Annotated in this window: 26 protein-coding genes and 1 tRNA gene; 14 read left to right on the forward strand and 13 right to left on the reverse strand. The window is 37.2% G+C overall.

What is annotated here, in order from left to right; all coding sequences use genetic code 11:
* Positions 1-105: 105 nt before the first annotated feature.
* From WC623_RS09625 to WC623_RS09645, 5 genes are all read right to left on the reverse strand, one after another.
* Positions 106-193, reverse strand: a tRNA-Ser gene (locus tag WC623_RS09625).
* A 556-nt stretch (positions 194-749) separates the two neighbouring features.
* Positions 750-1,709 carry a YihY/virulence factor BrkB family protein gene (locus WC623_RS09630; protein WP_372850363.1) on the reverse strand — a complete coding sequence of 320 codons (960 nt, stop codon included), beginning with the start codon at positions 1,707-1,709 and terminating at the stop codon, positions 750-752.
* Positions 1,710-1,718: 9 nt separating this feature from the next.
* Positions 1,719-2,126 (reverse strand): acyl-CoA thioesterase, encoded by a 408-nt coding sequence (locus WC623_RS09635; RefSeq protein ID WP_372850365.1) that lies wholly within the window; start codon positions 2,124-2,126, stop codon positions 1,719-1,721.
* Position 2,127: 1 nt separating this feature from the next.
* Entirely contained in the window at positions 2,128-3,180 is a 1,053-nt protein-coding gene (mltG, locus tag WC623_RS09640; RefSeq protein WP_372850367.1) for an endolytic transglycosylase MltG, read from the reverse strand.
* Positions 3,181-3,197: 17 nt separating this feature from the next.
* Entirely contained in the window at positions 3,198-3,965 is a 768-nt protein-coding gene (locus WC623_RS09645) for a PASTA domain-containing protein (RefSeq protein ID WP_372850369.1), read from the reverse strand.
* A 232-nt stretch (positions 3,966-4,197) separates the two neighbouring features.
* Here WC623_RS09645 and WC623_RS09650 point away from each other — a divergent pair, with 232 nt between their 5' ends.
* A complete protein-coding gene (locus WC623_RS09650) occupies positions 4,198-5,184 on the forward strand; it encodes a D-alanine--D-alanine ligase (protein ID WP_372850371.1) in 987 nt (328 codons plus the stop codon).
* Positions 5,185-5,279: 95 nt separating this feature from the next.
* Here the strand turns inward: WC623_RS09650 and WC623_RS09655 are convergent, their stop codons facing one another.
* Positions 5,280-6,080, reverse strand: a complete 801-nt coding sequence (locus WC623_RS09655; protein ID WP_372850373.1) for a DUF3575 domain-containing protein — start codon at positions 6,078-6,080, stop codon at positions 5,280-5,282.
* A 127-nt stretch (positions 6,081-6,207) separates the two neighbouring features.
* Between WC623_RS09655 and WC623_RS09660 the strand changes: the two genes are divergently transcribed.
* Together WC623_RS09660 and WC623_RS09665 are read left to right on the forward strand one after the other, a co-directional pair.
* Positions 6,208-6,789: a Crp/Fnr family transcriptional regulator gene (locus WC623_RS09660; protein ID WP_372850375.1), complete on the forward strand. Its 582-nt coding sequence runs from the start codon at positions 6,208-6,210 to the stop codon at positions 6,787-6,789.
* Between the two features lie 88 nt (positions 6,790-6,877).
* Positions 6,878-7,264 (forward strand): DUF983 domain-containing protein, encoded by a 387-nt coding sequence (locus tag WC623_RS09665; RefSeq protein WP_372850377.1) that lies wholly within the window; start codon positions 6,878-6,880, stop codon positions 7,262-7,264.
* Here the strand turns inward: WC623_RS09665 and WC623_RS09670 are convergent.
* Together WC623_RS09670 and WC623_RS09675 are read right to left on the reverse strand one after the other, a co-directional pair.
* Entirely contained in the window at positions 7,254-8,681 is a 1,428-nt protein-coding gene (locus tag WC623_RS09670) for an MATE family efflux transporter (RefSeq protein WP_372850379.1), read from the reverse strand. The genes WC623_RS09665 and WC623_RS09670 overlap by 11 nt on opposite strands.
* A gap of 160 nt (positions 8,682-8,841) precedes the next feature.
* Positions 8,842-9,261, reverse strand: a complete 420-nt coding sequence (locus WC623_RS09675; protein ID WP_372850381.1) for an acyl-CoA thioesterase — start codon at positions 9,259-9,261, stop codon at positions 8,842-8,844.
* Between the two features lie 114 nt (positions 9,262-9,375).
* Between WC623_RS09675 and rpsO the strand changes: the two genes are divergently transcribed.
* The 7 genes from rpsO to WC623_RS09710 all read left to right on the forward strand — a co-directional run bounded on the left by rpsO (position 9,376) and on the right by WC623_RS09710 (position 18,521).
* Complete coding sequence (gene rpsO, locus WC623_RS09680; protein ID WP_372850383.1) at positions 9,376-9,678, forward strand: 30S ribosomal protein S15; 303 nt, start codon at positions 9,376-9,378, stop codon at positions 9,676-9,678.
* Positions 9,679-9,830: 152 nt separating this feature from the next.
* On the forward strand, positions 9,831-11,981 hold the full coding sequence (gene pnp / locus WC623_RS09685) for a polyribonucleotide nucleotidyltransferase (protein WP_372850385.1): 2,151 nt from the start codon (positions 9,831-9,833) through the stop codon (positions 11,979-11,981).
* 115 nt (positions 11,982-12,096) lie between these two features.
* Complete coding sequence (gene rpe / locus WC623_RS09690) at positions 12,097-12,771, forward strand: ribulose-phosphate 3-epimerase (protein WP_372850387.1); 675 nt, start codon at positions 12,097-12,099, stop codon at positions 12,769-12,771.
* A gap of 29 nt (positions 12,772-12,800) precedes the next feature.
* A complete protein-coding gene (locus WC623_RS09695) occupies positions 12,801-15,143 on the forward strand; it encodes a carboxypeptidase-like regulatory domain-containing protein (protein ID WP_372850389.1) in 2,343 nt (780 codons plus the stop codon).
* 47 nt (positions 15,144-15,190) lie between these two features.
* Positions 15,191-16,255, forward strand: a complete 1,065-nt coding sequence (gene serC, locus WC623_RS09700; RefSeq protein WP_372850391.1) for a 3-phosphoserine/phosphohydroxythreonine transaminase — start codon at positions 15,191-15,193, stop codon at positions 16,253-16,255.
* A 9-nt stretch (positions 16,256-16,264) separates the two neighbouring features.
* Positions 16,265-17,215 (forward strand): D-2-hydroxyacid dehydrogenase, encoded by a 951-nt coding sequence (locus WC623_RS09705; RefSeq protein ID WP_372850393.1) that lies wholly within the window; start codon positions 16,265-16,267, stop codon positions 17,213-17,215.
* A 61-nt stretch (positions 17,216-17,276) separates the two neighbouring features.
* The gene (locus WC623_RS09710) at positions 17,277-18,521 is read left to right on the forward strand and encodes a DUF1015 domain-containing protein (RefSeq protein ID WP_372850395.1); all 1,245 of its coding nucleotides are present in this window, start codon (positions 17,277-17,279) and stop codon (positions 18,519-18,521) included.
* On the opposite strand, the gene WC623_RS09715 is transcribed toward WC623_RS09710, so the two are convergent.
* The 4 genes from WC623_RS09715 to WC623_RS09730 are packed head-to-tail and all read right to left on the reverse strand — an operon-like array spanning position 18,518 to position 20,308.
* Positions 18,518-18,661: a hypothetical protein gene (locus WC623_RS09715; protein WP_372850397.1), complete on the reverse strand. Its 144-nt coding sequence runs from the start codon at positions 18,659-18,661 to the stop codon at positions 18,518-18,520. The genes WC623_RS09710 and WC623_RS09715 overlap by 4 nt on opposite strands.
* Complete coding sequence (locus WC623_RS09720; RefSeq protein WP_372850399.1) at positions 18,661-19,221, reverse strand: hypothetical protein; 561 nt, start codon at positions 19,219-19,221, stop codon at positions 18,661-18,663. The genes WC623_RS09715 and WC623_RS09720 overlap by 1 nt, the downstream gene beginning before the upstream one ends.
* A gap of 14 nt (positions 19,222-19,235) precedes the next feature.
* Positions 19,236-19,520 carry a putative quinol monooxygenase gene (locus tag WC623_RS09725; RefSeq protein ID WP_372850401.1) on the reverse strand — a complete coding sequence of 95 codons (285 nt, stop codon included), beginning with the start codon at positions 19,518-19,520 and terminating at the stop codon, positions 19,236-19,238.
* 8 nt (positions 19,521-19,528) lie between these two features.
* Complete coding sequence (locus WC623_RS09730) at positions 19,529-20,308, reverse strand: SAM-dependent chlorinase/fluorinase (protein WP_349787491.1); 780 nt, start codon at positions 20,306-20,308, stop codon at positions 19,529-19,531.
* Positions 20,309-20,399: 91 nt separating this feature from the next.
* On the opposite strand from WC623_RS09730, the gene WC623_RS09735 reads away from it, so the two are divergent.
* The 4 genes from WC623_RS09735 (at position 20,400) to WC623_RS09750 (ending at position 23,870) form a co-directional block, all read left to right on the forward strand.
* A complete protein-coding gene (locus tag WC623_RS09735; RefSeq protein WP_372850403.1) occupies positions 20,400-21,374 on the forward strand; it encodes a PhoH family protein in 975 nt (324 codons plus the stop codon).
* 184 nt (positions 21,375-21,558) lie between these two features.
* Entirely contained in the window at positions 21,559-22,503 is a 945-nt protein-coding gene (locus tag WC623_RS09740; RefSeq protein WP_372850405.1) for a phosphoribosylaminoimidazolesuccinocarboxamide synthase, read from the forward strand.
* A 69-nt stretch (positions 22,504-22,572) separates the two neighbouring features.
* Positions 22,573-22,959 carry an STAS domain-containing protein gene (locus WC623_RS09745; protein WP_372850407.1) on the forward strand — a complete coding sequence of 129 codons (387 nt, stop codon included), beginning with the start codon at positions 22,573-22,575 and terminating at the stop codon, positions 22,957-22,959.
* Positions 22,959-23,870 (forward strand): ribonuclease Z, encoded by a 912-nt coding sequence (locus WC623_RS09750; protein WP_372850409.1) that lies wholly within the window; start codon positions 22,959-22,961, stop codon positions 23,868-23,870. The genes WC623_RS09745 and WC623_RS09750 overlap by 1 nt, the downstream gene beginning before the upstream one ends.
* 80 nt (positions 23,871-23,950) lie before the next feature.
* Here WC623_RS09750 and WC623_RS09755 read toward each other — a convergent pair whose 3' ends face one another.
* Positions 23,951-24,901, reverse strand: coding sequence for an MlaD family protein (locus WC623_RS09755; protein ID WP_372850411.1), 951 nt, complete (start codon positions 24,899-24,901; stop codon positions 23,951-23,953).
* Positions 24,902-24,904 lie beyond the last annotated feature (3 nt).

Consider the following 24,904-nt stretch of genomic DNA (forward strand, 5'->3'; position numbering starts at 1 on the left):
TGGAATAGCCTAAAACAATCAGATAGGGGATTTTTTAGGAAATTGGCGCCCCTTGATATGCAAAAAGCCTTAAATCACATGACTTAAGGCTTTTTAGATTTTCTCTGGCGGAGAGCGAGGGATTCGAACCCCCGGACCTATGACAGTCAACAGTTTTCAAGACTGCCGCATTCGACCACTCTGCCAGCTCTCCGCTGCAAAAGTACAAATCCGATTCGATTCTGCAAATTTAGATTTACTTATTTTTAGATATTTTTAAGCTTAATAATTATTGGTTGATGAAACGCTTTTAAAATCAGTTGATTAAGATTTGTTTTTGGCTCATTTTTTTTATTAAAAACCAAAATAAAGACTAAAAAGTACCACTAAAAATGAAGTTTTTTAGGGTTTTTCCTTATCTTGTATGGCTTGAATTATTAGGATTTCGTCAGATAAGTAACTTCAAATGCTAAATAATTCCAAAAAGACACAAGAAAATGATGTGTATTTTGCTGTTCAAATGCAGTTTGGATTCTGAAATAGAAAAAGGGTATTTTTCAGAGCTTATTCGGGCTTAAAAGAGACCGGGATCAGCCTTAAAGGTAAAGTCAAATCTAATAGGCACCTCCTTGCTCTCTCGCTCTGCTTTGTTCGGGAAAATCCGATTGAAAATAATACAATATAGAAGCAATGTTAAAGCAAAACAAAAGCCGCCTATTCAGCTCATTTCAAACCTCAAAAAAATCATAAAAAACAATCAGGAAGAAGACCTATTTCTTGAACATGTTAAAGTTCGGTTTAATGATTTTTACACTCCGTTTCGACAAATCGACACTAGCATTCAGCTCAAACCCGATCAGCAAAATTAAAGAGTTTAAATAAAGCCAGATCATGAGTACGATCAATACGCTGATAGAACCATAAACTTTATTATAAGAACTAAAGTTATTGATGTAAAAAGAAAAACCCAAAATAGTTAAGAAAGCAAGAACGGTAGCAAGGCATGACCCTGCACTAAAGAAATGCCACTTTTTGGCATGAGCAGGACCATAACGATATAAAATAGAAATCGTTACAAAATATAAGATCCCCAGCAATGACCACCTGGTCAGCTGTATCAAATATTTAAAGAAGTTACCTTCAATATCTAAGTGATTATTAATATAAGTGATAGCAAATTCACCAACAAACATTGCAGTAATACAAACAATCACTGAAAAAGCAATAAGTACAGTTAGCACTATGGCAATAAGTCTCTGTTTAACCCAGGTACGTGTTTCAACAATCAGTGATGATTTATTAAATGCCATCATCAGACTATGAACACCGTTAGTGGCAAAGAATAATGATAACAAAAATCCGAAAGACAACAATCCTCCGTTTTGTTTATTCACAATCTCATTTAGGGTAGCCTCAAAGGCTTTATAAGCATCGCCAGGTAGAATAAGGAGGATAAACTCCATAAGTCGTTCCTGGAAGCCAATGCGGGTTGGTATAAAAGGAATAAGCGTAAATAAAAAGATGATGGCTGGAAACAGTGCCAACATAAAATTATAAGCCAGGGAAGAAGCTTTGTTAACTAACGAATCTTTACCTATCTCTTTAAAAAAGAAAGAAGCAACAGTATAAAGCGGGAGTGGACTAAAGCCAGGAAGGACACATACCTTGGTCCAGTCTATAAACAAAGCATAAAGTTTGATTTTTAACAGTTGCTTATGTACCCAATCCATCTACCAAATTTAATTAAAAAATCCCCTTAGTTTCTCCATGAAATTTTCCGGAGGAGAACACGGCCTGTTTTTAGCCATATCAACAAAAACAAGTGTTGTAGCACCAATATTGATCAACTCTTCAGCCTCATTAAATAATTCGTACTTAAAATGTATTCTTACACCCGGTAAATCATGAATCGTGGTCTTGATCGTGATCTCCTGATCATACAACGCTGGTTTAATATACTTGCAGTTCAGCTCAAGAACAGGCATCATTACACCACTGCTTTCCATTGATGCATAACTCATGCCTAAACTTCTAAGCATTTCTACCCTTGCAACTTCATAATATTCAGCGTAATTACCGTAATAAACATAACCCATTTGGTCCGTCTCACCGTATCTTACTCTCACCTTGGTCGTGTGTGTATACATTCTATTTGAAAATATTGCGTTTATTTAAAGCGTCTCTGTATTTCTTCGCATTACGTTCATGTTCCTGAACGGTAACGGCAAAGTTGTGGTAACCAGAAAAATCTTCTTTGGCACACATGTAAATATAATCGTTCTTTTCTCTGTTCAATACAGCATCAATAGCATTGATACTTGGCATCATTATAGGTCCAGGAGGCAATCCAGCATATTTGTAAGTATTATATCTCGAATCTACACGTAACAAAGAATTGGTAACCCTTTTAACCGTAAAATCATTATTTGCGAAAATAACAGTAGGATCGGCCTGCAACAAGATACCCTTGTTTAATCTGTTTAAGTAAAGACCTGCAATAATTGGCATTTCCTTATCATACAAAGCTTCTGCATCAACAATAGAAGCCAAAATTGAAACCTGAATAGGACTTAAGTTTAAGGCTGCAGCTTTCTGCTTACGGTCATCATTCCAAAACTTTTCATATTCTTTATGCATGCGGTCAAAAAAGTCCATCGCCGTAACATTCCAATACATTTCATAGGTATTTGGAATAAACATCACATAGCTGTTGTCTTTATTAAAGCCATACTTTTCTATCAGTGCTGCAGAATCAAGTACATTGATAAAGGAAATAGAATCTGGTTCTAGGTTATTAGATAAATAAGCTGCAAAGTTTTCCTTTTTACGTAGGTTTTGAAACTTAAGTTTTACAGGATCCTGATTGCCAGATTTCAACATGTTGATCAAGCTGCGGTTATTCATCCCTTTAGTCAGTTTATAACGTCCGGGCTTTAATGAACGCGCAAGATCCATTTTGGCTGCAGCCTGACTAAAAGTACCAATCTGAGTTAAAACGTCTTTGCGACGAATCTCTTCAAATAAGTCATCCAGGTTATGACCCGTTCTTACAAACAGGTATTTCTCTTTTCCCGTTATGTTAGGAGCGAAGTAAACGTTATAAAATTTTATTCCGAAATAGCCTCCAATAGCTAATACGGCTAATAGGCCAAGCAGTATGATTTTAGTGCTGGTCTTAATGCTTTTCTTTTCGTTAGTCATATATAGAATTAAAAATATTATTTGTTGGAAAGGGTGATGTTTACTGGAGTGCCAATCTTAACCTTGATTAATGAATCAGTAGCAAAAGGATCTTGTCTTACTACTACTGCAGTCGTTGAGTCAGTGATATTTCCCTCATAGCTGATGATACCAAGGTTTAATCTTGCACCGCTTCTAAGTGCAAACAAAGCCTCATCTTTGGTTAAACCAATTAAAGAAGGAATCTCTACTTCTTCATTTCCTTTACCATCGCCCAGTACAAGATCTATTCTTGAACCTTTAGGTAAGCTTTCTCCAGCTTTAATAGGTTGACCGCCAAATGAAGCTTGCAATACCACATCGCGACTCATATCAGGTTTGTAAGTGGTATCTCCAATTTTTAGGCCAAAACTTTCAATCAGTGCTTGTGCTTCTGTTAGCGATTTCAATTCTACATCAGGAAATTTTGCATTAGGGGCTAAGGCTGTATTTATAGTCAGGTAAATTGTACGGTTATCTTTAACAAAAGTATTCGCTACAGGATCCTGATCGATAACCATGCCCGGAGGGGAGTCCATAATATAAACAGAATCTACCTGATAACGTAAACCTAAAGCCTCAAGCTTCTCTACGGCTTGCGTAAAAGCAAGTCCTTTTAGTTCGGGTACATTTAAACCTTGTCCATGTTTGGTATAATATCTTAAACTAAAGAAAGCGACCATCAATAGCACTACAACGGTAAGCACGGCAGCAATAATGTTGTTTCTGAATGAGGAAGTCTTTAAATAAGATATGAATTTGCCCATATTGATTGTTTTCTTTTAAGGTGTAGGGGCCAAATTTAGGCTAAAAAAATATTTTAATGGAATTAAAATAACATCTCCATCAACTAATTTATATTTGTGCGTACAACCTGGAGTACCTGTCTACTCCTTTAATACGCTTAATAATGAAACCTGCATAAGCTTACTACTTATAAAACACAATGAAAAAGCTTTGCAAGCTTCATTACCATTGAATAATAAATTTATGATTCCAATGAAAAAAATAATAGCATTACTAACCGGTGGAACTACCGGAGAGTGGGTAGTCTCGGTTAAAAGCGCAGCTACGATCGCTCAGAATTTAGATCCGGATAAGTTTGAAGTATATAAAATTATGCTTACTCAGCAAGGCTGGTTCTATGAACCGGAAGGTTCAGTGAAAATTGAGGTAGACAGAAACGACTTCTCTATAACCGTTAAAGGAAAGAAAATCACTTTTGATGGTGTGTTTATTGCTATTCATGGTGCTCCGGGAGAGGATGGGAAATTACAAGGGTATTTCGATATGCTCGATCTTCCTTATACTACTTGTGATGCGCTAACATCGGCAGTAACCATGAATAAAGGTTATACTAAAGCAATTGTTAATGGTATTCCCCAATTGAATATTGCTAAGTCTGCACAGATTTTTAAAAATACTGAGTATAGTATTGATCAACTGAAGAAAGACTTGAATACGCCTTACTTTGTTAAGCCAAATAATGGTGGCAGCAGCATCGGTATGAGCAAAGTTAACCATCCGAGTGATTTACAGGTGGCTATAGAAAAAGCTTTTAAAGAGGATGATCAGGTGCTGATTGAAGAGTTTATTTCTGGAAGAGAGTTTACTGTGGGGGTGGTTAAACTGGATGGAAAGATCGTGGTACTACCTGTTACTGAAGTTGAAACTGCTAAAGAGTTTTTTGATTTTGAAGCTAAGTATACGCCTGGTGTGGCCACAGAGACTACACCAGCACCAATAAGAGCGGAAACCCGTGCAAGGGTAGAGGAGATTGCAAAAGCTGTTTATCTGAAGCTGAATTGTAGCGGAGTTGTTCGTATAGATTTTATTCTAACGGAAGATGAAGGTGATTTCTATTTCATCGAGATCAATACGATACCTGGACAAACTGCCACAAGTTTTATACCTCAACAGGTTGCTGCTGCAGGAATGAAACTGAATGATTTTTATACCAAACTAATTCGCGAAACAATCGGATAGGAGTGGTTTTTACACATAAAAAAACGTGGCACATATTTGCGCCACGCTTTTTTATTTTCTTGTAAATCGTCAGCCAGACGAAAAGCGGGTTATTATTAGAATCTAAAACCAATACTTAATCCGGCCCTAATATTTGCCCAAGGACCATCAAAGTCAACTTTAGCCCCTTCGCTATCAACAGTGTATTTTGTTTTAACTAATGGAAGTTCATCCAGATCAGCTAACGCATCTCTTAACGCTTGTTGCTCATCAGCATCAAATCCATTTTTGCTTTTGCCAGAAATGCTACCTGAAGAAGTACCATAACTACCGCCTAAAATCCACCAATCCAGGTAAACCAGTTTGCTTAGTTTCCACTGTGCACCGATCATTAAACCTGCTGTTAAGGTAGTTACATCACCGCTAAGGAAAATTTGCTCTTCTCTTCTAAGAGTTGTAGGGGGGGTAGTACTATTGTCTTCAACTTCAACTTCGAAATTAAACGGAACCTCTGCATTATATTTAGCATATCTTACGAATGGAGCTACATAAAAGCCTCTGAATACACCTTTGCCCATATAGTACCTGAATTCAGGTGTAATAGCGATGTTTCCTGTTTTAAAATCCTTAATGCTGTTCCATGTTTCCGGATCGTCAATTGCCTTCTCTAGTTGTGAGGAAAAGGGAACGTTTGACTTAGGCGCAAAACGTACACCAAGCGCTACCGACATTTTTTTGCCAATGGCACGCTCATATTGAAAGGAGTAATTTTTTAAGGCAACTGCCGGGACGTTCCATTTAACGATGTTTTTTCCATCTTCTGCTGTGGTGCTTTCTTGAGCTTTTACTGTACCTAACATGCAGATAGTAAAGCTAATTAGTAGAAGTAATGAATTTTTAGTAAAGTTTGTTTGCATACTCTAGTGTTTAAAATTTAATTTTTTCTCGTCAAAGTTATATTATATAGATTGCTTTAAAAATACCTAGTAATAGGTATTTTTAATTTGCTATGCTTAACTTCGAGGAGGCCAAAATACCTGACCTATGATCATAAAATACCTCTTAAATAATCACTATCGACCAGTTCTTTATAAAAAGGGAACAGTAATTTACGAGCCTGGTTTACAGCCTAAAGCGGTGTATTTTATCAAAAGTGGAGAGGTGAGAATGGTCACTGTAAATGATGATGGCAAGGAGTTTATACAGGGGATTTTTAAAGCAAACCAGTATTTTGGTGAACCGGCATTAATGATCGATAAACCGTACCTGGCTTATACCATTGTGAGCAGGGATGCCGAAATTATAACGGTCGACAAAGCTCAATTCTTTGAATTGCTGGATGAGGAACGCTCTTTTAGCCTGGAAATGATCAAAACCTTAAGTGATCGCTTATTTTACAAATCGATGATGTTGGAAGAATTGGCTAATGAGCAGGCAGAACATCGTGTCGTTACTCTTATCAATTATCTACTCAAAAATATTGAAAAAAATGCTGTGTTGGATATTACAAGGCAGCATTTGGCCGATATGAGTGGCTTAAGGGTGGAGACTGTAATTCGGATTGTAAAGAAACTGGCGGCAGAAAAAGCTTTAAAACTAAGGAAAGGAAAGATCGTTAAGATTTAAATATGATCTATATCATAAATGGTATGTTTTAGGTTCAGTATCTTTGTCTCAGATAACAATAACGAGGTAACAGATAATAAGAAGAGAGATGAAACCGATATCAAAATTAGACGCAGTTATACAATGTAAATGTCCACGGTGCAGAGAAGGTGAGATTTTCTCGCGGAAAATGTATTCTTTAAAAGGACAGGGTGCAAACGAGTTTTGCCCGGTTTGCAACCTGCGCTTTGAGCGGGAACCTGGATATTATTATGTAGCGATGTTTGTTAGTTATGCCATGAACGTAGCGGAGATGATTACTATTGCTGTTGCAGCTTATATACTTGGCCTTGAATTGGTTTATGAAAACTTATGGCTTTACGCCGGAATTATATTGTTAGGTGTGCTTTTGCTGGCGCCTTTTAATTACCGTTACTCAAGGGTTATCCTGATGCATTGGCTAACGCCAGGTTTAGGGTATGACCCTAAACCTTAATCGTTTTCCATTTACCTTTTTTAAACAGGATGTAACCAGCTATTGCAATGCCGGTTTCCGCAACTGGTATTGCAATGAATACGCCTGTTGGGCCAAGTTCAAAGTATTTGGCTAGTACATAGGCTAAGGGGATCTGGAATAGCCAGAATCCAAATAGATTAACCCATGTAGGTGTCCAGGTATCGCCGGCACCATTAAAGGTACTGATCAGTACCATTCCGATTCCATAACAGATATAACCTATACTCATAATTTGTAAAGCATTGACAGCTACATCCTGGATGAGCTTGTCGTTGGTGAAAAATGATATGAAGAATCTGCCACTCGCAAATGTGAATAGCATAACGATAACCATATAGATCACGATATACTTGGCAGTTTTCATCACCGATTGCTCCGCACGTAGTAATTGTTTGGCACCCAAATTTTGGCCTACCAGCGTTGCTGCTGCATTACTCATACCCCAGGCTGGTAACATAAAAAACATCATTAAACGCAATGCTGTTTGGTAGCCGGCCGAACCATGATCGCCACCTGTAGTTGCTACCAGTTGTGCCAAAAATATCCAGCTGCAGGAAGCAATAACAAATTGGAAAATAGCAGGGGTAGCGATTTTTAATAAGGCTTTAATTTGTTCCCAATGTGGTTTTAAATAAGCAAGTTTGATTTTTAAAACTCCTTTGCCATTAAATAAATGATACAATTGGTAACATACACCTATACTTCTACCGATGGTTGTAGCCATAGCTGCACCAGTTAAGCCAAAAGCGGGGATAGGGCCAAGGCCATTGATCAGTACCGGACATAAAATGATGTTCGCAATATTAGCTATCCATAAGCTTTTCATGGCAATAGCAGCATTACCGGCACCTCTGAAAATTCCGTTAATCAGAAATAACAATACAATGATCACACTGCCACCCATCATGATGCGCATAAATGGGGTGCCCTGTATAGCTGTTTCCATTGATGCACCCATCAATAGCAATATATCAGTAGCGTAGATCAACCCGAGGATGCTGATCAGAATGTTGATACATACGGCAACAAAAATGGCTTGCATACCGGCTTTACCAGCTGCTTCAGGATTTTTTTCGCCCACCCGACGGGCTACAACTGCAGTTGCAGCCATACTCATACCTATGGCAAGGGAATATATTACGGTAAGTACCGATTCTGTAAGGCCTACGGTTTGTATAGCATGGCTGCTGTTGTGTAGATGGCCAACAAAGTAGAGGTCGACCAACGCAAACACAGACTCCATTGCCATTTCCAACATCATTGGAATCGCTAAAAGGAGTACTGCTCGACGCATACTGCCTTGTGTGAAATCAAGGTCTTCGCCTTTAAAGGCTTGTTTTAAAAGTGATAAAATTTGAGATAGCTTGCCCATGGAAGCTGTTTGTTGTTCTGGCATAAAAAATGAAAAAGTAATGTATAAAACCTATTGCCAGCAGGAAATGCTGGTATCGATGTGGGGCGGGAAAATGGAGTCCTCGGTAATTAGAACCTCAAACGGACTGCAATGATCTTCATCGTTTTGCGGTTTTGTTAGAAAGCAAATATAGAAATATTTTTTAAATGCTGTAAGCTTTGATCATTTCTTCATTTACCTTGCATCCTCTGCCCGTATTGGTATCAATCATTACATAGTCAAACCAACCATCAGAAGCTATTTTCTTGCTGCGTTTGTTTTCTATTTCGAATTGTACCCTGCAACCTTTTTCGTTAATTGTAAGGATTCCGGTACGGATCAGAATTATATCACCTAATACCAACGGTCTTTTAAAATCAACCAACGCAGTACGTACTACCCAGCCATAACCGCTTTCTAAAAAAGATTCCATCGGCATTTTATAGAATTCGGCCATCTGATCGTAACGGGCAGCAAGTACATAATCAAAGTATTTGCTGTTGTGCACATGGTTAAACATGTCTATATCATCCGGACGTACTTTTAATTCACTCTCGAATATGCTATATTGATTCTTTTCCATGCTAATATATTGATGCCTCAAAAGTAGGGTTTTTATTTTCTTGTTAATCATTAAAACATACCTTATCTTTGCACCCAATTAATTAATTTATAACAACTTTAGTATCATTCAAGAATGTATTTAAGTAAAGAAGTAAAAGCCGACATTTTCAAAAAACACGGCGAAGTAGAAACAAACACGGGTTCTGCAGAAGGTCAAGTAGCGTTATTTACATACCGTATTGCGCACTTAACAGAGCATTTAAAGAAAAATCGTAAAGATTTCTCTACTCAGTTAGCACTACAGAAATTAGTAGGTAAACGTCGTGGTATTTTGGCGTACCTGTTTAAAAAAGATATTGAGCGCTATCGTGCTATCATCAAGAACTTAGGTTTAAGAGATATCATTAAGCCATTGGGGTCGAAAGACAACAAATAGTCTGCTTTATCAAAAAAAGCCATTCTTTTAGGATGGCTTTTTTACTTTGTATGGTAAAATTGTTTGAGTTTTATCCTAAATTTGAAAAACTAAAAAAAGTATATATAAACAAGGTGTATCGAAAGAGGAAAATGCACCACAACAATTATTAAATGAATGTAATAAAAAAATCGTTCGATCTGGGCGATGGAAGAACAATCGAAATTGAAACAGGTAAATTAGCGAAACAGGCAGATGGTTCAGTAGTGGTAAGGATGGGTGATACCATGCTTTTAGCAACTGTAGTATCAACTGTTGGAGCAAAAGCAGGTGTTGATTTTTTACCTTTATCGGTAGATTATCAGGAGAAATATGCTGCTGCCGGCCGTATTCCAGGTGGCTTTCTTCGCCGTGAGGCTAGGTTGTCAGACTATGAGGTTTTAATCTCTCGTTTGGTTGACCGTGCATTACGCCCAATGTTCCCTGAAGATTATCACTCTGATACGCAGGTGATGATCTCGTTAATATCTTCTGATAAAAATATAATGCCAGACTGTTTAGCTGGTTTAGCAGCTTCTGCTGCTATCGCGGTTTCAGATATTCCTTTTAACGGACCAATCTCTGAAGTACGTGTAGCTAAAATTGATGGTAATCTTGTAATTAACCCTTACGTTTCTGATTTAGAACGCGCTACAATGGAATTCCTTGTTGCAGGTACTGAAAATGATATCGTAATGGTGGAAGGTGAGTGTGATGAGATTTCTGAAGCTGAAATGGTGGAAGCAATCGAGTTTGCTCATAAAGCAATCGTAATTCAGGTTCAGGCTCAAAAAGAACTTACTGAATTAGTAGGTAAAACAGTAAAACGTACTTATTCTCATGAAGACAGCAATCCTGAATTAAGAGAACAAGTATTTGCTGCTACTTATGATAAAGTATATGCTATTGCAAAAAGCAATACTAGTAAAGGTGAGCGTGGTGATGCATTTGGTGCAATCTTAATGGATTTCATCGCTACTCTAGGTGAGGATATTGATGATGTAACTGGTTTCTTAGCTAAGAAATATTTCCATGATGTACAATATGATGCAATCCGTAACCTGGTATTAGACGAAGGAATTCGTTTAGATGGTCGTGATTCACGCACAGTACGCCCGATCTGGAGTGAAGTTGGTTACTTGCCTGCTGCTCACGGTTCTGCTGTATTTACTCGTGGTGAAACTCAATCATTAACTACAGTTACTTTAGGTTCTAAAGATGATGAGCAAATGATTGATGGTGCTTTCATCAATGGATATAACAAATTCCTTTTACACTATAACTTCCCTGGTTTCTCAACTGGTGAGGTTCGTCCGAACAGAGGTGCTGGTCGCCGCGAAATCGGTCACGGTAACCTGGCAATGCGCTCTTTAAAGAAAGTATTACCTGGATTGGAAGAAAATCCTTATACAATCCGTATCGTTTCTGATATTTTGGAATCTAACGGTTCTTCGTCAATGGCTACTGTTTGTGCAGGTACTTTAGCACTTATGGATGCTGGTATTAAAATCAAAGCTCCTGTATCAGGTATCGCAATGGGATTAATTACCGATGAGAAAACTGGTAAATATGCTATCCTTTCTGATATTCTAGGTGATGAAGATCATTTAGGTGATATGGACTTTAAAGTTACGGGTACTGAAAAAGGTATTGTAGCTTGTCAGATGGACTTAAAAATCAATGGCTTGAAATGGGAAGTATTAACAAATGCTTTAAACCAGGCTAAAGAAGCTCGTTTACACATCTTAAATGAGATGAAGAAAACGATTTCTGCTCCTCGTGAGGATTATAAAGACCATGCTCCACGTATCGTTTCTTTAAGTATTGATAAAGAATTTATTGGTGCAGTAATTGGCCCAGGTGGTAAAATTATTCAGGAAATGCAACGCGAAACCGGCGCATCGATCTCTATCGAAGAAGTTGGTAACAAAGGTATCGTTGAAATTTTTGCTGATAATAAAGCTGCAATTGATGCTGCTGTTGCACGTATCAATGCTATCGCTGCTAAACCGGAAATCGGTGCAACTTATGATGGTAAAGTAAAATCTATCATGCCATTTGGTGCATTTGTTGAGATCATGCCAGGTAAAGACGGTCTATTGCATATCTCTGAGATTGCATGGGAGCGTTTAGAAACTATGGATGGTGTGCTTAAAGAAGGTGATAAAATCCAGGTTAAACTTTTGGATGTTGATAAACAAGGTAAAATGAAGCTTTCAAGAAAAGCATTATTGCCTCGTCCACCAAGACCAGAAGCTGCTAATGCTGAAGTAAAACCAGCTTAATTTACAGCTGAATTAAATATGAAGAACCCCGCAATTAGCGGGGTTTTTTATTACATGGCATATTTTTTTATCTTTACATTTCCCGTAACTGATAATATCTAAAACCTTCAATAATATGCCACACCTTATCGCACCATCCGTACTTGCAGCAGACTTTGCAAACTTACAGCGTGATATTGAAATGATCAATTCAAGTCAGGCCGACTGGTTTCATGTGGATGTGATGGATGGCGTATTTGTACCTAATATTTCTTTTGGTTTCCCGGTTATTGAAGCAATCAAAAGACATGCAAAGAAACCTTTGGACGTGCATTTGATGATTGTTAATCCGGATCAGTATATCGAACGTTTTGCTGATGCAGGAGCTGCTATTATTACTGTGCATTATGAGGCTTGTACACATTTGCATAGAACAATGCAGGCAATTCATGCAGCGGGTTGTAAAGCAGGTGTAGCATTAAATCCACATACACCGGTGACTTTGCTAAGGGATATATTGGCTGACCTGGACATGGTATTGATTATGTCTGTAAACCCAGGCTTCGGCGGACAACAATTCATCTCTAACTCTTTAAATAAGATTGCTGAACTTAGAGCTATGGCCGCTCAGGTAAATCCCGAATTGCTGATAGAAGTAGATGGGGGTATAGGTGTTCACAATGCAGGTTCATTGTTAAAAGCAGGAGCTGACGTATTGGTTGCAGGAAGTGCTGTATTTGCTGCACCATCGCCAACTGAAATGATTGCTGCACTGAAACAAGTTGAGGGCAGATTGGTACAACATAGTTAGTATTTTGATCTTAATATAAACCATAATTAATGCTCAGGATTTGCTGGTTGCTGATTTTTATTTTACAGGGAGTGACGCAGCTGTTTGCGCAACCACTGATTAAAATATCTGGTCTGGTAACAGATGAATCAAAACGACCATTGCAGCAGGTAACTGTTAATGTATTGGGACAAAGTAAATCTACTGTAACTGATCTAAATGGTGCATATCATATTTATTCAAGTAAGAAGGTTTTTACACTTAAATATTCCCTATTAGGTTATAATCCTGTATTGGTCAACGTAAGTCAGAATAAAGCGGGCCGGATTAAGCAGGATATAGTATTGGCTGTGAATCCAAATGAGCTGGAACAAGTGACTATTACCAATAAGCAGAATCAGTTAAGCAACAGTATTACTATTAATCTTATTGATGCAGCGAACCTGCCATCAGTCTCCGGAAATTTTGAAGCGATTTTAAAAACACTGCCTGGAGTATCGCCTAATAATGAAATGAGTAGTCAATATAGCGTGCGTGGCGGTAGCTTTGATGAGAATCTGGTATATGTGAATGATGTTGAAATTAACAGACCTGTCATGATTAGAAATGCTCAACAGGAAGGCTTAAGTTTTATAAATCCGGATTTGCTCAGTTCAGCAAAGTTTTCTGCTGGTGGTTTTGAAGCCCGGTATGGTGATAAACTTTCGTCGGTGTTGGATGTGAAATACGATCGTCCAGACAGTAGCAATGCAACTTTAAATGTAGGATTGCTGGGACTGTCGTTTAGCTCAAAAATAATCAGTAAGAACAGTTATTTGCTAGCGGGTTTGCGGTATAAAGATAATGCTGGAATATTAAACAGTCAGGATACAAAAGGCGTTTACAATCCTAATTATACAGATGTACAATTGATTTACAATCAAAATCTATCAAATAAATTCAGCTTTAACTTATTAGGGAATTTTAATAGTGGAACATTTAAACTGATCCCGGAAAGTCGTGTAACTGAGTTTGGCACCTTGAACACATCGGTGCGCATGAATGTAGATTATGCGGGCGAGGAAAAGGATAATTATCAGACTGCTGGAGGGGCGGTGACTTTTAAATTTATTCCCAAATCCAATTATGTGATTAAATGGATAAACAGCTATTTCAGAATAGATGAAAAGGAACATATTGATCTGCAAGCCTGGTATGAGTTTGGTAAAGACAGGGGAGAAGGAACCTATTTAAACAATGCTATGAACTCCCTTACCTCGCAGTTTTTTAGTTCAAAACTTAAAGCCGATCAAACTTTTAAAAATCATACTTTTTCATGGGGATTAAGATTTGACTATAAAAATTACAGTGATAATTTAAATGAATTTAATATAACGGCTGCTTTGCCGGCTGATGGAGGTATTTATCAGAATGATCAGATTGCAGTGAAAAACACATTGGGTATAAAATATTTTAGTGCATATGTGCAGGATAGCTATCAATTATCAGCGAATACTGACCTGCAATTAGGGATTAGAGGTAATTTTAATGATTTCAGCAATCAGTTTTTATTAAGTCCACGGCTATTGCTTGCTTACCGTCCAGCTAGTAATAATAAAATATTGCGTTTTACTGCAGGTGTATACCAGCAGGCGCCAGATTACAGAAGCATAAGAAATTTTAATGGACTGCTTAATTTTAATCAAAGGGCTCAACGTGCTTATAATACTTCGGCTGGACTGGATTATGCATTTGATGGATTAGGAACACGTTTAAAGTTTAGTTCGGAACTTTATTTTAAATATATGGACAGGTTGGTGCCTTATATGATGGATAATGTGCGACTGAAATACCTGGCAGATCAGGAAGCGAAAGGTTATACTTTAGGAGCTGATTTTAGTTTGGGAGGGGAGTTTGTGAAAGACTTGCTGTCCTATTTTAGAGTATCCGTGATGAAGTCGAGCCAGGATATTAAAAATGATGCGTATGGCTATATGAAAAGACCTACAGATCAGCGGATCAATTTCTCAGCATATTTTCAAGATCGTTTGTTAAATAGTCCAACTTACAAAGTTCATTTGAGTTTGCTTTTTGGAACCAAACTGCCTGTGGGATCACCACTTACACAACAATACAGTGACAACTTTCACATTCCAGCTTACAAACGTGCAGATATTGGATTCTCTAAAGACTTCTTAGATGATTTTAGTGTAAAAAAATCAAGTTTCTTAGAGAAATATTTTAGTTCGTTTACAGGATATGTTGAAGTATTTAATTTGCTAAATATTAATAATACAGTTTCTTATTTGTGGTTGAAGGATGTTGATAACGTACAATATGCTGTTCCAAACTACTTAACGGGTAGGCGCCTCAACCTGAAATTAGTGATGAAGTTTCAGAAAACCAAACGATAAACGGCATAAAAATGTTACATTTACCATCAATAAAACTACTATAAAAAATGAGACATAATTTCGGCGCAGGACCCTGTATTTTACCGCAGGAAGTATTCAAGCAAGCATCAAGGGCTGTTTTAGATTTCAAAGACGGCCTGTCTATCCTAGAAATCTCTCACCGAACATCAGAATTTGAAGCTGTTGTTAATGAGACTGAAAATCTGGTAAAAGAATTATTAAATGTTCCTTCAGGTTATTCCGTTGTATTGTTACAAGGTGGTGCAAGCTTACAATTTGCTATGGTTCCTATGAATCTATTGCCTGAGGGCGGTACTGCTGCTTATCTGGAAACAGGTGTGTGGGCAAATAAAGCAATCAAAGAAGTGAAAAACTTTGGTAAAGCGAATATCGTAGCTTCGTCTAAAGATGCAAATTATACTTTTGTTCCAAAAGATTATAGCATCCCTGAAGACAGTGCTTATTTCCACTGTACTTCTAACAATACTATTTACGGAACTGAAATGTTTAGCTTACCAGAAACAAAAGTTCCTGTAGTGTGTGATATGTCTTCTGACATTATGAGCCGTGTAATTGATGTATCTCAGTATGACTTGATCTACGCTGGTGCACAAAAAAATATTGGCCCTGCCGGCTTGACAATTGCAATCGTAAAAGATGAAATTTTAGGTAAATCAGGTAGAAACATTCCTTCAATGCTGGATTATAAAGTTCATATTGATGGTGGTTCAATGTACAACACTCCACCGGTATTTTCTATTTATGTAGCTATGCTAAACCTAAGATGGTTAAAATCTAAGGGTGGTGTTGCTGAAATTGAAAAAGAAAACATCGCAAAAGCAAAAGCTTTATATACAGAGATTGATAGAAATCCTTTGTTTAAAGGTACTTGTGCTGTTGAGGATCGTTCAAGAATGAACGTTTGTTTCGTAATGGAAAACCCTGAGCTTGAAAAACCTTTCCTTAAATTTGCTGAAGAAAATGGTATCGAAGGCATAAAAGGTCATAGAAGTGTAGGCGGTTTCAGAGCATCAATGTACAATGCTTTGCCAATTACAAGCGTTCACGCCCTAATAGAATTAATGCAGATTTTTGCAGAGAACCACAAATAAAATAAATAAATGATTAAGATTCTTGCTAACGATGGGATTGATCCTATCGGTAAAAAATTATTAGAAGAAGCCGGTTTTGTGGTGGATACCGAAACTGTTCCTCAGGATCAATTGGTAGAAGCCTTGAAAAATTATGATGGCATTACAGTTAGAAGTGCAACCAAACTACGTAAAGAGCTGATCGATCAGGTACCTAACTTGAAATTGATTGGAAGAGGTGGTGTTGGTATGGATAATATTGATGTAGAATATGCTCGTAGCAAAGGTATTGCAGTAGTAAATACACCTGCAGCATCTTCATTATCAGTTGCTGAATTGGTATTCGCACATTTATTTACTGGTATCCGTTTTTTACAGGATTCTAACAGAAAAATGCCAGTTGAAGGTGCTACAAAGTTCAATGCTTTGAAGAAAGCATATGCCGGTGGTGTAGAGCTTCAAGGTAAAACTATGGGTATCATCGGTTTCGGTCGTATTGGTCGTGAAACTGCTAAAGTTGCCCTTAGATTAGGAATGAATGTATTGGCTTATGATCTTTATCCTGCTGAAGGTACTTTACCTTTAACTTTCCAGGGTGGTGCTTCTGTAGAAATTCCTTTCAAAACGGTATCATTGGATGAAGTAATTGCAAACAGTGATTTCATTAGCTTACATACTCCTTTTGCTGATAAACCTATTTTAGGTGCAGAAGAGTTTGCAAAAATGAAACAAGGTGTTGGTGTAGTTAACTGTTCTAGAGGTGGAACAATTGATGAGGCAGCTTTAATTGCGGCTTTAGACAGCGGTAAATTGGCTTTTGCTGGTTTAGATGTGTTCGATAATGAACCTACTCCTGATACTGCAATTTTACAGCACGCAAAAATATCTTTAACGCCTCATATCGGTGCTGCAACTAATGAAGCTCAGGAACGCATTGGCGTTGAGCTGGCTTCATTAATTATTGAGCACTTTAGTAAATAAGTAAAATTATATAAAGGGTACCCAATTAAATCGGGTACCCTTTTTTTGTTTCTAACCAAATATGTCTTGTATAAAACCCTTCTGCGCATTTATGCCCGCAGGACCTTTGCTATCGGCAGTAGTCACGCGCCCGCTTGAAAATTACAGTACGGGAGAAGCTCGTTTAATTGCTTCTGAAAATGCATGTAGCTTTTTACATCTGATTGATCCTGAATTGGATAATCCATATTTAAGAGGGACAAAACAAGAGCTGATATTCAAAAAGATTAGTGAGAATCTAGAAAGTTTTATTGAACAAAAATACCTGCAGCAATATGCTGAACCAGCTATTTACATTTATCAGGTTAAGCATGATGGTTTTTTACAAACCGGAATCTGGACATTAACGCATATTGATGATTATTTGGAAGGCAGGATAAAAAAGCATGAAGCTACAGTTGAACGACGAGAAATATTACTGGCGGATTATCTGCAACAAACAGGGCTGGATGCCAATCCGGTACTCATTACTTATCAACCTGATGTAATTATCGATAGCATTACAAATCAATATCTGGAGCAAACACCTACACTGGATTTTAGTTTTACTGATGGTACAGCGCATAAAATATGGGCTGTAACTGATAAAAAGGACATTGATGCTGTAGTAAAAGCATTTGCTGATATGCCAGATGTGTATATAGCGGATGGACATCACCGTGCTGCTTCAATGGCAAAAATGGGACTGCAAAAGAAAATGCTGGGTGGCAAAAAACATCAGGGGACTGAGCTGTACAATTATTTTAGTACAGTCTATATGAACACCCATGAGGTTAAGGTACTTGAATTTAACAGATTAGTAAGGGATCTAGGAGGATTAAGTGATGAAGGTTTTTTATCAGGTTTAACTCATTCTTTTATAGTAGAAAAAAGTGAAAAGTCAATAAAGCCTGATGCTCTTCATAAAATAGGAATGTATTTTAAGGGCCAATGGTATATACTTTTACCAAAGCCCGAAATATATGATGCGCATAATCCTGTTGATGTACTTGACGTGAGTATTTTGCAGAACTTTATTCTTGAACCTTTATTGAAGATCAAAGATCCGAGAACTGATGCCAGATTAACATTTGAAGGGGGGAGAACAGCGGTTGCAGATTTGCAGACTAAAGTTGATAATGGATTATTTGCAGTAGCTTTTGTCTTGTACCCCACATCTGTTTCCCAGGTTATAGCCGTAGCTGATGCCGGAGGTGTAATGCCCCCAAAATCGACCTGGGTTGAGCCTAAATTTTTAGTAGGTCTGCTAACCAGTTATTTCAACTAAAGAGAATTGGTTAGCGTCCAGTATTTGTAGCCAAGTATGGCCTTCTGTACATTGGTTAATTTCATTGGATCAACCTTATATAGTTTTGGCAATAACAGCTTATTTAGCTTAACCAGTATTTTAAAAAACTGCTTTTTCATTATCGTATGTTAAAGATGTCGTTTGTTAAAGATATCCGTTTTATTTTCCTTGTAAAGAACAAGATCAGTGCTGCTATTGATAAAACAAGAAAAGCAATAACTAAATTTGAAAGATTGCGGCCTACTTTATGCGACTGTGCTTCTTTATGAAGCTTTTCATTTTGATCTTGTAATGTTTTGATGGCTAGTTTATAATTCTGAATCCTGTCGCTGGTTTGATTAGCATCATTTTTAACCGCTGTTACCTCAAGATCTTTATATTCCATCAGCGTCTTAAGTTCTTTGAAGATATTGTTGTCATTCAAGACAATCTGCCGTAGAATTTCATTTGAGTTTCTGATGTCTCTCTTAGTTTGAAATCCGAATATCCCAGTGCGGGCATTCAGACTTTCATCATATTGACCAAATTTAGAACTACGTTCTGCCAGTAAAGCATTAACCCTTAAACGTTGTGTTTGGTATGCACTGGTATCGCCTTGCAAAGACAGGCTTTGTTCTCCTAAGGCCATCACATCAAAGCTGATGCAGACAAATAGGATGATAAATAAGTTTTTAACCATTTTTTCGCCGTTTGCTAAGTATCAAGCAAACTCCATGCCTCAGCCTTCACTTTAAAGTTTGGCTTTACAACAGCCCAGGTTGTTTTGAAAAGATCGGATTGCCGATAAGCATTTAAATGTTGTTCATCGTTCCAATGACTAATCGTAAAGAATATTTCAGGATCATTCTGGTCCTGGAGCAATTGTACACTCGAGCATCCATCAAATGATTCTATTTTCGGTTGTACCGATTTAAAAATTGTGCTGAACTCGCTAACAAATGCTGCATTAAAGTGCATTTTGACAATTCTGATTAACATATTTATTTTTAAGAATGAAATTCGACCCTAACAATATCATTAAGGTGTAAGCCCAGTAAGCCACTTGCTTTACCTTTGTTTATGGCAATTTCTAAGTGATTACTAATGCCAAACAAGCAGAGTTTTTCTCCTTCTGGTACTTCGTTGTAATGCCAGCTGAGCTGACTGATTGTTTCGCTCTTTCTGAAATATAAAGTAAAATCTCTGTTCCGTTGAATTTTCGTGAATAATTCTTTAGTAATATTGGTAATGACATTACTGAATGTGTCAATATAGATCACACTTCCACGGATGATGTCGCGCTCAATAACTGGGCTTAACAGCATTCGTTCTTCAACACTTTCTGTAGGAACACCAATGTCTTTTAATTTTGCACCCTTTGCTAATTGTGTTGCTGCTTTCACAAAAATATCAACCAATGGAAAATGTAGATATTTCAAATCCTGCATGATATTCAGCTCTACAACTTCATCAGGTTTTTCATCAAAAAGCAAAGAAAAAATTCCATTGTCAGCACCCACAAAATAATGATCTTTATATTTTAAAGCAATGTACTTTGTATGCTGACTATATACAGAGTCAATCCCAATAAGGTGGACGGTCTCTTTTGGAAAGTAAGGATAAACGTTTTTTAAAACGAAGGCGGCATGAGAAATATTGAACGAAGGCACTTCGTGTGTTACATCAACAATTGTAGCTGAAGGCAAGATACTCAGTATACTACCCTTAAGGGCAGCCTGATAAAAATCTTTTGAACCTAAATCTGTTGTTAAAGTAATAATGGCCATTAAAAATTGAATATTTATTCTTAACCTTGCGTAAGCGGCAAATCGCGTACAAATATATCAAAATATACACTCCTATCTAAAAAACAATATTTTGAACGAACTAAAATTAACATTAGAATCGGTAAATCCGGCCCAGTTTTGGGGTACTAATAATGAGCATTACGAATTAATGAAGAATGCTTTCCCAAAATTAAAAATCGTAGCAAGAGGTAATGAAGTTAAGGTACTTGGTGATGATCAGGAACTTAAGGGTTTTGAACTGAAATATAATCAGCTGATTGACCATCTGGAAAAATATAGTTCGTTAACACCAAATGATGTGGAATCAATTTTAGCATCAAAAAAATCAACAGCAATTGTTGAAAATGGAGTGGAAAAAACTACATCTGGTTCTGGTGGTGGCGGTGGTGAGGTGATAGTTTTTGGAACGAATGGCCTGATGGTTAAAGCCAGAACAGCCAATCAGCGTAGAATGGTTGATAGTATCGGAAAGAACGATGTTCTTTTTGCGATCGGACCTGCCGGAACTGGAAAAACTTATACCGCTGTAGCACTTGCAGTAAGAGCATTAAAGAATAAAGAGATTAAACGGATTATACTTACACGCCCAGCTGTTGAAGCGGGTGAGAATTTAGGTTTCCTTCCGGGAGATTTAAAAGAAAAAGTAGATCCTTATTTACGTCCTTTATATGATGCCCTGGATGATATGATTCCGGCAGAAAAGTTGAAAACTTATATAGAGAACAGAACCATTGAAATTGCACCTTTGGCATTTATGCGCGGAAGGACATTGGATAATTGTTTTGTTATTTTGGATGAGGCTCAGAACTCAACTGATTTGCAATTGAAAATGTTCCTGACTCGTATGGGACCTTCTGCTAAATTTATTGTTACCGGTGATGTTACGCAAATTGATTTACCTAAAAAACAGATGTCCGGTTTGCATAATGCTTTGAGGATTTTGGATGATATACCTGGGATTGAAATTATCTATCTGACAGGGGAAGATGTGGTAAGACATAAATTGGTGAAAAGAATATTAAAAGCTTATGGGGATATACAGTAGTCTGTAGTGCCCAAAATTAGGTTGAAAGAATCGAGTTAGAGATTAAGGATGAAAGCGCAAAGAATTAAGGAACAGGGAACAGGATTTAAGGATTGGTGAGTGAGGATTAACGAGGACAGAGAAATGATTAGAATACAAGAAGCTAGAGACGAGTTGATCGTCTAAACAACAAATAAAAATAACAATGACAGCAATTAAAGGAACAAATTTTAGTTTTCCAAAACAGACCAGTTTTTATAAAGGAAAAGTGCGCGACGTGTACACAATTAATAACCAGTATATGGTTATGGTAGTTACAGACAGAATTTCTGCGTTTGATGTGGTTTTACCTGAAGCAATACCCTTTAAAGGGCAGGTGTTAAATCAGATTGCGTCTAAGTTTTTAAATGCAACAAAGGATATTGTACCGAACTGGGTGATCAGTGTACCGGATGAAATGGTAACAGTAGGACGCATTTGCGAGCCATTTAAAGTTGAAATGGTTGTGAGAGGATATATGGCAGGTCACTTATGGAGAGAGTACAGTGCTGGCAGACGTACGGTTTGTGGTGTTACTTTACCAGAAGGATTAAATGAAAATGATAAACTTCCAAATCCTATTATTACGCCAACAACTAAAGCGGCAGTGGGTCATGATGAAGACATATCAAGAGAGGATATATTGGCAAAAGGAATTGTTTCTTTAGCTGATTATACCTTATTAGAAAAATATACTTATGCTTTATATGAGCGTGGTACACAAATGGCAGCGGAGAGAGGTTTGATCCTTGTAGATACAAAATATGAGTTTGGTAAAGTTGGTGATGAAGTTTATTTGATTGATGAGATTCATACACCTGATTCATCACGTTATTTCTATATGGATGGTTATGCAGAACGTCAGGAAAAGAAAGAACCACAGAAACAATTATCTAAAGAGTTTGTGCGCAAATGGTTAATCGAGAATAATTTTCAAGGGAAAGATGGTCAGACGATTCCTGAAATGACACCTGAAATCGTTAACTCTATTTCGGAGCGATATGTTGAGCTTTATGAGCAGATTATTGGTGAGAAATTTGTAAAAAACGAACAAGCAGATGTCAATGCACGTATCGAAAAAAATGTAATTGCTTTTTTGAATGGCCTTTAATATTCAAAACAGATTTTACATATACAGATAAAATTAATTACTTTCGTATTAGACTAAACAATCAATATCATGAAATTTTCAGTAGATAAGCATGAAAAGTATGTAGTTTTAAAGCTTAACGAATCGAAGTTAACGAACGACAATACACCGAAGTTGAAATCTGAGTTCATTTTATTGAACACAGATGGATATTGCAATATCGTATTAGACCTTTCAGCAGTAAAACAATGTAATGATTCACAAGATCTGAGTAGTTTGCTTTTTGGAGACAGACTTTGTAAACAGCATAGTGGATTATTTATTGTGACTGGTGTTAACCCAGATGTTGCGAAGATCCTGGAGATGTCTAATCTTGATCAGTCATTAACCATCGTTTCGAAAGTTGATGAAGCTACGGATCTGATTTTTATGGAAGAAATAGAGAAAGAATTGCTAGGGAGCGTAGATAAGGATTAATGAAATTTGAGGTTACTATTTTAGGCAGTAGTTCTGCAACCCCTGTATACAATAGGAATCCTACAGCTCAGTTATTAAACTGCAACGAGAAGTTCTATTTAATTGATTGCGGTGAAGGAACCCAGCAACAGTTGATCAGATACGGATTCAAAGCAAATAAAATAGATTATATTTTTATTAGCCATTTGCATGGCGACCATTATTTTGGTCTGATTGGATTGCTTTCCAGTCTGCACCTAAATGGACGCATGAAGCCTATGCATATATTTGCACCGGCGGCATTGTTGGAAATACTTACTTTACAATTCAAACATTCTGAAACAGAAATCAGATATCCGATAGAGTTTGTAGCTACACAAGCTGAAAGACCTGAACAGATATTTGAAAATGCTGACCTGACGGTTGAATCTTTTGTTTTAAACCACAGGATTCCCTGTACAGGATTTTCTTTTGTACAAAAGAAAAGATTACGTAAGCTGATTATAGAGAAGTTGGAAGCAGAGCAAATCCCTATTGAATATTATACTTTGTTAAAAAGAGGGGTAGACCTTGACTTGCCTGATGGTAGTGTATTGCTAAATGCAGACTATACTACGGATTCAGATATACCAAAAAAATATAGCTATTGCTCTGATACTTTAATGGATGTGCGTTATTTAGATAGCATCAAAGGTTGTGATACTTTGTATCATGAGGCAACATTTTTACATGAGATGTTGGATAGAGCTAATCAAACGCATCATACAACTGCACTACAAGCCGCACAAATTGCTAAATCTACCCATGCATCCAAATTGTTGATTGGGCATTTTTCATCCCGATATAAGAGCTTACAGCCTTTGCTGGATGAAGCGAGGACCGAGTTCCCTGAGACAGAATTGGCTATAGAGGGAATTACCTATACAATATAACAAGCGTACAAACATTCATATAATAAGAGAGGGCTTCAACATTGTTGAAGCCCTCTCTTATTATAGCTTTTTTAGCAATGCTATTTATCTTTTTTGCCTCCTCCGAATACAGAGAAATGAACATAGCGTTTAGGATTCTGCTTTAGATCAATAATCAGGTTATCCAGGTTTTTTGAAGCATTGTTCAGGTTGTCGTACATTTTAGTATCGTTAACCAACAAACCTAAAGAACCTTGTCCGTTATTTACTTTAGACACGATTCCCTGTAAGTCAGCTACAGCTTTATTAGCATTGTCTATAGTCTGTTTAAAGTTAGCTGCAGCAACCTGATCTGTTACGGTACCAATATTATCTAAGATAGCATTGATCTTTTCGTTGTTCTTCTTCAGGTTATTGGAAATAGATTCTACGTTCGCTAATATAGCAGATACTCGTGAACCTTCAGAGCCAACTAGGTGATCTACTTTTTTAGAAGTAGCTTCTAAAGAAGAAAGGGTAGAAGCGATGCTGTTAAAGCTCTTGTCAACGTTTTTCTGAAAGTCAGGATTCAGGATAGAGTTAACACTTGTTAAAATAGAATCCATTTTAGCAATAATCACCTCTGCCTTTTTTTGAACTGGTTGTACAGTTTCAAGTAAACCTTTGGCTACATTGGCATTTAACGTATCCCCATCCAGAGCATAATCAGTTCCTGCACCTAAAGCCATTACAATTGCTTTACTACCTAAAAGATCTGTTTGTTCCAGTTTTGCAATACTACTTTTAGGAATTTCATATTTTCCCTTAATCTTTAAGGTAGCCAGAATGCTACCATCAGGTTGTAATTCCAGTTTATCTACACGTCCAATCTGGAAACCATTAATCAAAACAGGTTTTGATACCGCCAATCCATCTACATGAGAATATTTGGCGTAAAGAATCGTTTCGTTCGAGAAGATGGCATTACCCTTTAGGAAATTGTAGCCTATAATCAATATGGCGATAGAAAAGGCTGCCATTATGCCCACTTTGGTTTCGTTTGCGATCTTCATTAG

This window comes from Pedobacter sp. (assembly GCF_041645105.1).
Lineage (GTDB): Bacteria > Bacteroidota > Bacteroidia > Sphingobacteriales > Sphingobacteriaceae > Pedobacter.